This window comes from Paenibacillus sp. 2KB_22 (assembly GCF_052115745.1).
GTDB lineage: Bacteria > Bacillota > Bacilli > Paenibacillales > Paenibacillaceae > Paenibacillus.
On record NZ_JBFRHG010000002.1, the window covers coordinates 565369 to 577687 of the forward strand.

12 protein-coding genes are annotated in these 12319 nt (G+C 42.6%); 4 read left to right on the forward strand and 8 right to left on the reverse strand.

Going from position 1 to position 12319, the window contains the following annotated elements; all coding sequences use genetic code 11:
• Positions 1 to 53 precede the first annotated feature (53 nt).
• The 3 genes from AB4111_RS13420 to AB4111_RS13430 all read right to left on the reverse strand — a co-directional run bounded on the left by AB4111_RS13420 (position 54) and on the right by AB4111_RS13430 (position 3698).
• Entirely contained in the window at positions 54 to 1406 is a 1353-nt protein-coding gene (locus AB4111_RS13420; protein ID WP_442032009.1) for a glucoamylase family protein, read from the reverse strand.
• A 409-nt stretch (positions 1407 to 1815) separates the two neighbouring features.
• Positions 1816 to 2883 carry an ankyrin repeat domain-containing protein gene (locus AB4111_RS13425; protein WP_442032010.1) on the reverse strand — a complete coding sequence of 356 codons (1068 nt, stop codon included), beginning with the start codon at positions 2881 to 2883 and terminating at the stop codon, positions 1816 to 1818.
• Between the two features lie 29 nt (positions 2884 to 2912).
• On the reverse strand, positions 2913 to 3698 hold the full coding sequence (locus AB4111_RS13430; protein ID WP_442032011.1) for a hypothetical protein: 786 nt from the start codon (positions 3696 to 3698) through the stop codon (positions 2913 to 2915).
• A gap of 178 nt (positions 3699 to 3876) precedes the next feature.
• On the opposite strand from AB4111_RS13430, the gene AB4111_RS13435 reads away from it, so the two are divergent.
• Entirely contained in the window at positions 3877 to 4857 is a 981-nt protein-coding gene (locus tag AB4111_RS13435; protein WP_442032012.1) for a serine hydrolase domain-containing protein, read from the forward strand.
• Between the two features lie 97 nt (positions 4858 to 4954).
• On the opposite strand, the gene AB4111_RS13440 is transcribed toward AB4111_RS13435, so the two are convergent.
• A complete protein-coding gene (locus AB4111_RS13440) occupies positions 4955 to 5977 on the reverse strand; it encodes a serine hydrolase domain-containing protein (protein ID WP_442032013.1) in 1023 nt (340 codons plus the stop codon).
• A 143-nt stretch (positions 5978 to 6120) separates the two neighbouring features.
• Positions 6121 to 6714 carry a TetR/AcrR family transcriptional regulator gene (locus AB4111_RS13445; RefSeq protein WP_442032014.1) on the reverse strand — a complete coding sequence of 198 codons (594 nt, stop codon included), beginning with the start codon at positions 6712 to 6714 and terminating at the stop codon, positions 6121 to 6123.
• Between the two features lie 184 nt (positions 6715 to 6898).
• Here AB4111_RS13445 and AB4111_RS13450 point away from each other — a divergent pair, with 184 nt between their 5' ends.
• A complete protein-coding gene (locus AB4111_RS13450) occupies positions 6899 to 7834 on the forward strand; it encodes an alpha/beta fold hydrolase (RefSeq protein ID WP_442032015.1) in 936 nt (311 codons plus the stop codon).
• A gap of 144 nt (positions 7835 to 7978) precedes the next feature.
• Here the strand turns inward: AB4111_RS13450 and AB4111_RS13455 are convergent, their stop codons facing one another.
• Positions 7979 to 8707, reverse strand: a complete 729-nt coding sequence (locus tag AB4111_RS13455; RefSeq protein WP_442032016.1) for a DUF1361 domain-containing protein — start codon at positions 8705 to 8707, stop codon at positions 7979 to 7981.
• 103 nt (positions 8708 to 8810) lie between these two features.
• Here AB4111_RS13455 and AB4111_RS13460 point away from each other — a divergent pair, with 103 nt between their 5' ends.
• Both AB4111_RS13460 and AB4111_RS13465 read left to right on the forward strand, forming a co-directional pair.
• On the forward strand, positions 8811 to 9452 hold the full coding sequence (locus tag AB4111_RS13460) for a spore coat protein (RefSeq protein WP_440390239.1): 642 nt from the start codon (positions 8811 to 8813) through the stop codon (positions 9450 to 9452).
• A 256-nt stretch (positions 9453 to 9708) separates the two neighbouring features.
• Positions 9709 to 10662: a hypothetical protein gene (locus AB4111_RS13465; protein ID WP_442032017.1), complete on the forward strand. Its 954-nt coding sequence runs from the start codon at positions 9709 to 9711 to the stop codon at positions 10660 to 10662.
• Between the two features lie 99 nt (positions 10663 to 10761).
• On the opposite strand, the gene AB4111_RS13470 is transcribed toward AB4111_RS13465, so the two are convergent.
• Together AB4111_RS13470 and AB4111_RS13475 are read right to left on the reverse strand one after the other, a co-directional pair.
• Positions 10762 to 11697, reverse strand: a complete 936-nt coding sequence (locus AB4111_RS13470; protein ID WP_442032018.1) for a sigma-70 family RNA polymerase sigma factor — start codon at positions 11695 to 11697, stop codon at positions 10762 to 10764.
• A 34-nt stretch (positions 11698 to 11731) separates the two neighbouring features.
• The gene (locus tag AB4111_RS13475) at positions 11732 to 12178 is read right to left on the reverse strand and encodes a carboxymuconolactone decarboxylase family protein (protein ID WP_442032019.1); all 447 of its coding nucleotides are present in this window, start codon (positions 12176 to 12178) and stop codon (positions 11732 to 11734) included.
• Positions 12179 to 12319 lie beyond the last annotated feature (141 nt).

The following is a 12319-nucleotide window of genomic DNA, read 5'->3' on the forward strand; positions in this document are numbered from 1 at the left end:
AACACCCTGCTTCGTTCCGTTTAAACAATCAGTATGGCATGTTTCCCTCTCCTTTAATGAATGGAAAACACTTCTTTTTTCAACAATTCTTCTGGCTTCTGCCCAATCTCATCGCTGTGAAAATAATCGCGTATAACGCCATCCTGAAGATAATTAGCGATCGAAACCATAATCATTCCTTGATCCAGTGCCAGATAAGCTTTCGTAATTTCTCCTGTTTCAACATTGACTGAGTCATAGAGACCATATTTACCCAACATTTTGAATTTCTTTAAAGCTTTAATGTTCTTTCGAACAGCTTCAGGTGCATAATCCAGGGCAAGGAAAGTTGCGTGTGCTGTAACCGTTGCTCCATCTTTATAACCTGAGGTCCCTAACGGCGTTGCCGCAAACTCACTGTAACCTGTCGGAGTTGCAGAAGGTGAAAAGCCCCATGCGGCATACCCTTTTTCTTTGGCATATTCGATGTGCAATTCAACATGACGCTGGTTGTTCAATCCCAAAGCTTGAGTGCCCAGGTCTTTTTCCTTTATAACCATACCGGGCATAAGAGCTTCAAACATACTGCCTCCCCAGCTTGGCACGAACTTTTTATCCTTGTATACATAACTTCCTTCAAACACATCCACTCCATCGTACTTAACGGATTTGCCTTGAGGAATCTGAGCTTGCCAATCCCACTCTTGAGGTAATGTGCGATACATCTTCCACCAATGCTCTTGGGGAACATCACCTTTCCCAATGGCAATATAGCTGCCTACACGTGGTTCCGTATAAAACATTCCATAATGGTGGTCCGTCAGTGCACCTTTAGCCACATCATAGCCTCCGCGGAATTGGCCGACTTCAGGATCATACAGCGGAGTATAATTCATATTTTTAATCAACTCGCTTGTTGCCCCATGAAGTTCTTCATAGGCTTGCCCAACAACAATTAAACCAGCGGATAACCAGCCATTATCGACTTGAGAAATAAATTGCCCCCAATCTTTCTTCACTGAACCATCATCTGTGTTATACCAGTTATAGAAAAGGCCGTTCCACTTTTCTAACTTTTCCAGGGAATTGATAGTCGTTTGCAGACGATGTACAGCTTCTTTCTTTGAAATAATGCCTAACTGTTGCGCTGAAACGGTGCTCATCATATACATGGCGATGTTCGTGGGCGAGGTACGTTTAGCTTCTTCTCTCCCGTTTTCAGAGAGCCGAACTTCATCGTAAGTCAAGCCAGTGTTCTGATCCGTATAGTCCTCAAAATACAAATAGGTCTTATATGCAATCGCTTTCAATTCTGCTCGAAATCCAATTAAATTGCTTGAGTTAGCCGCTGAGGCCATCGGAGTTAAAGCTAGATTAGCTAGCAGACAAAAAGTTAAAATGAAGCTGAATATTTTTACTTTTTTCATGATGTTCTCCCTTCAAATGGATTCGAAACGTTTCGTGTATATGTTATCATAAATTTCCCATTTCCGTAAACCATAAAATAAAACGCTTACAAATGCTGATTGCCATAAAGAGAATTTATAAATATTAATTCGAAACGTTTCATTAAGTAAGCCAATCTCATTTTCATTGGAACTGAGTTGCTCTGGTTCAGGATGGGGATGGGTGAGATAATATCAAAGCAGCATACATGGTATTGGTCGATAAGGTTATAACATAATTCGGTATTTTACCATTTAAAACTTTATCACACACTATCATACTTTATTTTTCATATGATATTTTTCCTATATTAGCATGTTCATAATAGTAAAAACCTCTTCCGCATGTTAATTAGGAAAGAGGTTCATAGAAATTCCGTATAAAATCCATCTAATTCAGGGTACCTTCTATAACTGCAACAGGATCTGCCATGAACTCTTCAAAGGTAGCTATCGTTCCATGTTCTTGATGTTCAATGTCTGCATATCCAATCATTTTTTTGCTCGGATTCCAGACAATCAGGATATGTGAGTATTGATCGATGTTCGAGGATATACGCAGCAGCTTCTGTCTGCCCATTTTCATCTCCACGGTATCGATCAGATGAAAGAATTCTATATACCGGATACCTAATTCATTATCTGGCAAGTCCATTCTTCTCTTACTGCTAGTTAGAAAATCAATAAGTTGCTGTGGGAGTTTATAAGACTTTAGAGCATGCAATTTGTTGCTTAAATCATGAAATTCTTGAGGTTCATGCCCCTTTAGATATTCAGCCATTTCTTCATTTTTCTGACTCACTGCAATCGTATATGCACGCTCTCCATCCTTCTCCTGAATGGTCACATCTGCTCCCTGGTCCACCAGATATCGAACCATCTTCATGTTATTAAGTCGTGCAGCTACCGTGAGAGGTGTGGCCTTGTACGGATATACCATGTCCGGTTCATTGTAATTGACGTCCACTCCTTGATCCAGCAAGTACTGGACTGTCTTCATATCGTGATCAGCTACCGCTTTGCGTAGCGTTTTGCCTCCATATTTACGAATATCCAACCCGAGTTCATTCAGCACGGTTATATTCTTTTTGTTACCATAGTAGGCTTCATCATATGCACTGGATTTGACCCGATTAAGGCCATTTAACTTGGCTCCTTGCTGGTACAGGTATCGCACCATTTCTTCTCCACAGTATCTAACCGCCTTCAGGATTGCCGGATTATTTTTGACATTCAGATTAACTCCATGCTCTACCAATAATTTAATTACTTCCAGTTGATTGCAGATTAAGGCAAGGTCGAGCGGCGTTAATGCTATGTATTTACTGAGCGTAATCTCTTCCTCAAGATCCATGCCCTGCTTAACGAATTGCTCTACAGCACCGGTATCTCCCTCATATATTGCCCTGGCATGATCAGGAAGCGTTTCAAAAGATCCTTGATTTCCGATTTTGAACATACGCTGTACCTCCTACTCTTTGATTATTTTTACACTACGATCAGTCTTGTTTTCATATTCCTAGCTATAAGTATACCTGCCACAATCTGAATAATTAATGACAGAACAGACAATCTCCAATCAATAAGTATCAAAAGAGGAGAAAACATCATACTGAGTTTAAAAGATGATTCTAATTTCCCTCTAATATATAACTCACCATTCATCCAGACCACAACAACCGCGATTAAAAACAAAACACTGAGCGATGTCGTTATAAAACTAGTCCCTAAATATAATCTATTCCAAACACTACTCTCTAATAATGCAAGCAATATGAACCATAAAGTGACAAAGAACAACAAAAAAATAAGTAAGATGGGTTTCAGGGGTCTGTATAAACGAAGAATGGAGTCAAAATCATCGCCCGAGACATCCTGAGCTTCTATTTTATTTCTTTGGTTATCTAACTTCATAATCTCAATTTTCATAAAACTCATAATTGTTACTAGTTTGGCAGCATCTTGCCTAGTGTAATAATCTCTTATCAAAACACGTATATCTTCGGAAAAGTAAGAACTACACTCACCAAATTTATCGTATAAGTTTTGAAGTACTCCAGAATTGGCGGGTTGGGCTAGAATACTAGCTATGGCTGCCTCAACTTTAACGTATGAGTCCATCCGCTTCTGAATTCTTACAAGTTTATTTTGATTATCTCTTTCAATCATGACTTTAAACTCTTTATAAAGCCAGATAATAGCTGTACAAACAATAGTAGTTACGATTGAAAATTCAGGATTTGCTTTAAAATAAGTCAGTAACTGTTGAACCATGATATACCACCCTTACTTCTGAAATATACTACTCACATCATGAACCCTCAGCTTTTACAAGCTGATTATTCAACAAAACTTTTACACTTGTTGAGCCCTACCTCGGGAGTATGCTAAGATAATGGACACCTATTTCTACAAAATCTCTATTACAAATCAACTGTACAGAAAGGACACTATGAATCCTTCATCACTGCCATCCAAGTTACAACAGATCATTCCACCGCTGGATCTGCGAAGCTGTCTGGTCAGCGTACGCGGTGAGATCATGTATGAACACTACCGCAACCAAGAGGCTGCGACCGATATTGCAAAAATCAATTCATGCACCAAGAGCGTGCTGTCCGCACTCATCTGTATTGCCATGGATAAAGGCTTGTTGCCAGAGGCATCAGCCCCAATCTCCACCTTTTTCCCACAGTTGATATCCGATCCTGACCCGCGTAAACCAGCAATCACACTGGAACAACTGCTCACCATGACAGCTGGATTCAACTGGGATGAGTTTGGCGGACAGAATTCATTTCCTCGCATGACCCGCACCGATCATTGGGTGGATTTTGCGTTGGAACAACGGTTAAGTCATGTACCAGGTACACATATGGAGTACAACTCAGGAGTATCACAGATCCTATCCGCCATTCTGATGCAAAATGCAGGTATGAATGTAGCCGAGTTCGCAGAACGTTATCTTTTTGAGCCGCTGGGAATTAAGGATTATGAATGGGAAAGCGACCCCCAAGGTGTACACACCGGCGGATTCGGTCTTAAGATGTTACCTGTAGATCTGCTAAAATTCGGTCAGCTATTTCTACAGCAAGGGATGTGGGAAGGGGAGTCTCTCATCTCCAGTCATCTCGTTACCCGTTCAACGCAGCCATTCATTACAGTCAGCCCACCTAATTACGGCAGTTATGCTTGGCATTGGTGGGTCGATGTCTATCCGAATGAAAGGTCTGTTGCCGAAGATATTGCTGCTGAAAACGGCAGACCCAATCTCCATTATTATTACGCGCGAGGATTTGGTGGTCAGTATGTATATATTGTCCCTGAGCTGGAACTTGTTACGGTGTTAACCAATGACAAACGAAAGAAAGAGAAACCTCCACTGGATGTTTTCCCTCGATTAATAGCTCCTGAGCTGTGGAAAATATTATAAATGCAGGCCGCTCTTTTATGTTGTTCGACCAATAGTTAGACCAATGAACCCTCAACCTGTTGTAGGATAACCAATCCATAGGCTGAGGGTTTATTCGTTATACCAATGCTTCTTCGATAGCAATTGTGATTGGATACGGACCAGACTCTTGATTAGAGAGCACAATTAATTGTAGATCATAGTCTGGATACACGGAAGACATGAACGACACCCCTGGATCAAACCCCATGACATGAAATTTAAAAATCCCTTCCCCCTTGCGGTCAATCCAGATACCCCGCCCATAGTACTCTTCATCTTCTTGATGAGCATGTGGAGTTAATAACTGCCGTGTTGTCTCAGCATTCAACAATTGGTGACCCAGCAAAGCATCCCAAAATCGAATCATATCCGGCGCAGTAACATAGGCCCCACCATCTGATCCACCTTTGACAGGAATGGAGAACATATTGGTGTTCCATGAGCCATCTTCATGATCGATATATCCTAAAGCCGTATTACGCGGAAGCTGATCTGTTAAGAAATAACCGGAGTCCTTCATGCCACAACTTTTGAAAATGTGCTCTTCCACATAATCTGTAAACGACAGTCCTGAATGTTGTTCCACAATAAGCCCCAGCACAATGAAACCCGCATTGTTGTAGTGAAAACGTTCACCCGGAGCAGACTTCATCGGCAGATGCTGAAACATGGGCAGAAAGTCACTTAAACGCCGCATCGTGTAAACGGGTCTGTCTTTCCATAATTCGGAAAAGTCATCCATCACTTCTTCATCGAAATAATCCGGAATGCCTGACGTATGTGTTAACAACTGCTGAATGGTAATTCCTTCGTCCCATAATGGAAACTCCACATCCAACACATCGTTCAGCTTGGAATCGGCATACAACTTACCTGCTTCAATTAGTTGGCATATACTCACTGCCGTGAAGATCTTACATCCTGATGCAATGCCGAACCGTGTGTCCACCTGATTGGCAAGCTCTTCACTGCGATTCGCATAACCACGTTTCATATTCAAAAGGGTTTTCCCGCCTTGCTGGAGTAATACAACACCCGAAAAATTAACGCGTTCCATAACTTCTTCTACTTTTGTTGTCAGCTCTAATACATTTAACATTTTGTTGTTCACCTACTTGTCTATGTATTCATTACATTCTCATTCTTAATTCTTCGTCATATCCAGCATACCTGCCAAATTTCCATAAAAAAGAAAGGCTACTCCCTTATAAAAGGTAATAACCCTTCTTAATACAAGTAAGACTAAGTTGAACAAAGCATGCTCAAATGTTGTTCAATCACTTGTTCCACTCGGTTTACTGTAAGTCTATCTGGCTGCATTAGCATATGAATGGCGAGTCCATCCACAAGAGCATATAACTTCTCTATCTCCATCTCGACATCCAGATCAGGATGTGTCATGCCTTGGCTCTGCAACTCCTGTATTACCCACTGAACAGATCGATACATCCCCTGATGCATCTCGTCACTTAACTTTTTTAATTCGGGGTACACCAATAATTTGGCTGTAAACGAAAACCAGACCTCCATTTCCATCATTCTATCTTCGTCCAACGGGAGAAATTGCAAGAGCAGATTCTTCATATCCTGCAGGACAGATCCGCTCATCTGTAACGCCTCCACCCTTTTCTGTACCCTTTCTGCAAAAAGATTCATGCAAAAGGTGAACAATTCGGCCTGTGTGGCAAAATAATGACGCATGGAACCTACAGATAGTCCCGCTTCCTTTGCTATATTCCGAACTGTAGCATGCTCCAGTCCATGCTCTTGAATGACCCGGATTGCTGCATCAGCAACGATTTTCTTCTGAGCTTCATGATCTACGATTTTTGGCATGACAACATTATACACCATCCTTCTCTTTTAGTAATACACTGTGCTATAATACTATTTAATACATTGTACTAAATAAAAAAACAATTGTAAGAGAGGAATTCATACGATTATGCATACAACTATTCCAACCAAAAAACGAAAGAAATTCAGAGTTCTCACCTTCATCATAAGGATATTCTGCACAATGTTATTGCTAATTGGAGCGGCATTCCTTTATGAGTGGTTTGCCTCGTCGCAGGCCAAAAAGGACTTTCCGCCTCCCGGTACGTTAGTTCAAGTCGGCGGTTACCAACTTCACATTCATAAACAAGGTAGTGGTTCGCCTACCATCCTTATGGAGGCTGGAAGTGGGGAGACCAGTTTGTCGTGGAGAGATATTCCTTCGGCACTCGCCCAACATGCAACGGTGGTCACCTATGATCGCGCAGGATATGCCTGGAGTGAATCTGCCCCTACAGAACGTACAGGTGCGAATATCGTCAAAGAGCTGCATACAGCGCTGGAGAAAGAGAATATCCAGGGGCCTTACGTTATGGTAGGTCATTCCCTTGGTGGTATGTACGTCAGACTCTTTGCACAGACCTATACAAGTGAGGTTCAGAGCCTTGTCCTCATTGATGCGAGACCTGAGGATGATGAACAGAATACTAAGGCTTTGTTGGAACAGGCTCAGTTTCAGGGAAACCCGCCTGCCTCCCTGTTATCTTTATTGAAGCTATCTGGAACTTTTAGATTATTTCCAGACTTTATGCTTGATGGTCTGGTTGCCAAGCAAGATCGGGATACATTTGTTAATGTGATTGCCACCCCCTCTTATTTTCACGCCAAAGAAGAAGAAGCCCTCCACGCTCATTCAACAGAAGATGCCATTCGTGGCCAAACTCTTGGATCCATTCCTGTACGTATCATTGCACGCGGACGTCCTCAAGACTATGCTAGTGCAGGGATTCCGATTGAAATGGGGCAGAAGCTCGAATCCGTCTGGCAATCGGGACAGCGTAACATGTTGAATATATCGGAGGATAGTCAACTCATTACGGCCACCAACAGTGGTCACATGATTATCCACGATGAACCCGAACTGGTTGTGAAAACCATTCTTGAGTTAATCTCTAAATAAGTAGAGGTTTTTTCTTCAGAACTTCCTGCGCTCGATCCAATGTGAAAAGGCTGTTCCAAAAGCCATGTGTATGACTTGGAACAGCCTTTTAAGCAAAATACATTAATATTAGTTCTAATGAGTTCAGTCTCAAGATAGCATAAGTTAGCGTAACGCTTGCAGGTCCGCCTCGGGACTTCCTGCACCCTTCTTCATTTCACGGGGAGACCTTGTATTGATCAGATAATATAGTGTGGCATATATTGTGATGATAAACGTACCAAAAAACAGGCAAAACGCAAGAGACGGGCGGCTTACACTTTCGTGCATCAGCTCAATCAGCGTCTCGCGATTCGTCAATGCATCCCAGCTATTCAATCGATATACACGTCCAAGCAATACGCCATAACTTCCCAGAGCACAGCCAGCCAGTACAAAGATCCATGATGCCCAGCGTCCAATTCGGTGATAGATCACTTCCTGAAGCTGATACATCGACAGGAATCCAAGCAGGAGCCCTGTCCAGACAAACATTAATACAACACTTAAGTCGTACCAGTACGTGTAGTCCACCCCATTCCCGCCATAATACCGGGAACTTCTCGCTGTCAGATGAACCAGATCCGTAACAATGTACGAAGAATTCGGGAAAAATAATAACCACAGCAACCCACTTGCCACTGCAAGCCATGCGGACCCTTTCCATTTCACATCAGATAGCAGATAGGATGCATATGAGAACACAAAAGGAATCCAGCCCAAAAACAAATTCCAGATCAGGAAGCGGAAATAGCGCTGATCCAGCCAATCAGCGGCTACATAGTACAATCCAAGCGTTACTGCTGTGACCACACAAAGGAAAATAAATATGCGAATATAATTCAGTTTTCTCAATGATTCTAACCTCACTTATGTACATAAATTTACTACTCTTCAAGCATACTAGAATCATACCATTTACCAAAGGAGAATCAAATTTACAATGAATCCAAATTCCATGAACCCTCAGAATGCAGTACAGCCCACATTGAATACGAATCCAAATATCAGCCCTAACTTGAATCATGGTGGCCATGAGATGTTCGATGTGCATGAAATTCTGGCCTCCACCATTAACGTGCTGGATCAATATATGATCTTTCGTACGTTTGTGCAGAGCCAGGAACTGATTGGCATTCTGGACCGACAGTATAACTTCATTTTATCCCAGTACAATCTGACAGCAGAGTGTTTTGCATCCGGACAGAAGCCTCATCAAGAAACGGCAACCTACATGATCCCCAATATGGTACCACCGGTATATGGCCTTAAGCCCTCAGCACCGAAAAAGCCAAACCAGAGCTTGGCTGACGTAAAGGATGCCGGGATTAGCGGTCATATGCTGGGACTGATCAAGTCACATGCGAGTCTTCTTGGCATGTCTTGCAGCGAAATTACGAATGGAACGGTTCGCCGAGTCATCGCTTCGCAGATCCAGCATTTTATTGAGATGGCTTATGAAATTTTCATGTTCCAGAATAAAAACGCCTATTATCAAGTACCTCAACTCACACCAAGTGATACACAACAGATGCTTCAGGCTTATATTCCAGCAACCGGAGCACCTCAAATGCCTATTGGCAATAAACCACTACATTAATTAAAAACAAAAAAACCAAATACCAGGTCAGAGGACAGTCTCTATAACCCACTCGGGTAGTAGAGACTGTTTTTTTGAATATTCGTAATCAATTTTCGTGCTTAAGACACTTGATTCAGTTACCAGAAACTGGTTTAATCAAAATCTAACCCGTACATATTCAGCTTACGGATCATACATATAAAATACGTTACAGTACCGTTACACGAGAATCAGAATTCAAATGGCTTTTTCTTCATTATGGGGAGGTATATGAATGAGATGGAATCAACCTGCTAAACTCGGTTTACTGGCTATGGCTCTCGGCTGTACTGCCATTGGCTCAACACTTGCGACCTCAACCACACTGGCTGCACCTGTCCCCGCTTCCAAAGCGGTGTATCATCAATTTCAAACCTATCGAACAGAAGCAGTGAAGTCCACACAAAGTCTGGTTAAAGCCCGTAAATATCTCATGAATCATATCGATAAAGTCAGTTCTTGGCAAGCAACATTAATGACCCTGCAATTGGAGAACATGCAGAACGTGAAGCTGGCTGATCTAGAATACCAAATGTATACGGAACAATTTCAACAAGCCCTATCTCAAGCCCACGAACAACTGGGTTACGAACAGAAGCTTACATATAGTCGTCTGCTCAAAGAAATTAAAGATCCGGCAGTGAAGAAGATTCTGCAGGAAGCCTCTGATCTCGGGTTCAAACTGGAAACCAGTGAAGGCTTGTATTACCCCATCATCAATTATGAGATATACCAAAAGTTCAAACCTTTCGTTAAAGCTGATATTGCCGCATACATTAATATTATGGCTACTGAGTCCAATCAAATGACAACTGCAGATGCTGGCATCATCATCCCCTGGAATGAATTAATTCAGCGTACATTGGAGAAAGAAGCCTTTCTGAACAACTTTCCGAATTCCAATCGTACAACAGTAGTGAAGCAGTGGTTATTTGTTGAATATCTGTTTTATGGAAGTGACAACACGCCTGCTTATGATTGGTACACGGATGAAGAAATCCGCACCATAGATCCTGAGGTGAAACAGGCTTACGAGAAAGCTTTGGCTAAGCGGGAGCCCCATACGGAGAGTATTCTTCTGGATGCCATGGAAAAGATTCTACTAGTTCTCAATCAGAACAATGATGAGCTTACACCAGAAGTGAGAGCAGTTATTGAATCTGTTGAACAACACTTTGCCCTTAAATAATAAGGTGGAGCAGAGCACCAATTGAATGCAAAAAAAGCGACAATCCTCGTAACAGAGGTTGTCGCTTTTCCGTTTATCTATCGAGTCCTTCCGTTCTGGTCAAAGAATTGTCGTGTGTACCGCTGTAAGTTTGTTCGGATTCACGATGAGGTAAACACCCACAATCCGCTCCCCGGAAGAGTCCAATTCCAAACAGAATACCTCGGACAACTGCCCTTCTTTCATCAACGCAAGTTGAAGCTCGCCGTTAATCCACACCGGTAGCCATTCTCTCTCACGCAATCGCGTAAGGACACGCCGGGAGGTCAGGAGGGCAAGCACGCCTTTATGAACGCTCATCGTTCTCATAACGGTATGCACAACACCACCGCCATCTGCTGTAAATACAGGCTGATCCGCCAGTAACTCGAGCATGGCAGATACATCATAACGAAGGAAAGCCGTCGTAAAACGGCTCAGCAATTCGCCTTTGGCTAACATATGCGCATCACTCTGCTCGATCGGCGAAAGTTTTTCAGGCAAATTCCTTCTGGCACGGCTAAAGATTTGACGGCGGTTACTCTCCGTTTTGCCAAGCCAATCCGCTATTTCGGAATAATCATATCGGAACGCTTCACGAAGTACAAAAACAGCTCGTTCCATGGGCGAAAGACGCTCCAACATGACCAGATAGGCGTAGGATATCATCTCTTTCTTCTGCATCGTTTCCTCTGGCATATTTTCCACTTCACTGTCACCAAGCGGCTCTGGCAGCCACTCACCAATATAACTTTCCCGCTGGTTGCGGGCGGAATTCAAGAGATTCAAACTTCGGTTCACCACGAGTCTGGCGATGTAGGACTTGGGATTACGAATATCCTGAGCAGACGTGCTCTGAATCCCCGCAAAACAATCCTGCACAATATCTTCAGCTTCAACCACACTGCCCAGCATGCGGTAAGCTATTGAAAATGCATAATTTTTATAGCGAATATACAACTCACCAACGTCCAGAGAAGACACTTCTGGCTCATTGGTGTAGGGATTGGAATTCATAAGAATGGCCTCCTCTGGCATGGTGCGAGTATTTTTAGTTAAAGCAGCCCGGATACATTCCGGTTGTAATGGCAATCCGGTTCCAGTTGTTAATCGGGTTGATGGCGAAGATCAGATCCACCAGTTCGGATTCACTGAAATGTTCGCGGACCTTATCGTACAACGCAAGGGGTACACCCTGTTCCGAGATTCGAGTCACGGCTTCAGCCAGTTCCAGCATAACACGTTCTTGATCCGTGAATAAAGGTACTTCACGCCACACACTTAGCAAGAGAACATGATCCGCGTAATCTCCCAATTTCATCAGATCTTTGGCATGCATATCGAGACAAAAGGCGCAGCCATTGATCTGAGACACACGGATTTTTAACAACTCATACAATACTTTATTATCAAATTGCCCGGATATATACTGCTCCATCGCCATCATCGCTTTAAAAGCGCCTGGACTCACTGCTCTGTAGTTGGTTCTTAAATTCATTTCATTCGCCTCCGTCATTTGGTTTACATACTGTAGACAAACGACGGCCGGGATCTGTGACATTTTTGCGAAAATCTTTTTATTCCCACCAAAATGTATGCTCAACTAACAGATATTACACTGAGATTCTAACAAAACATC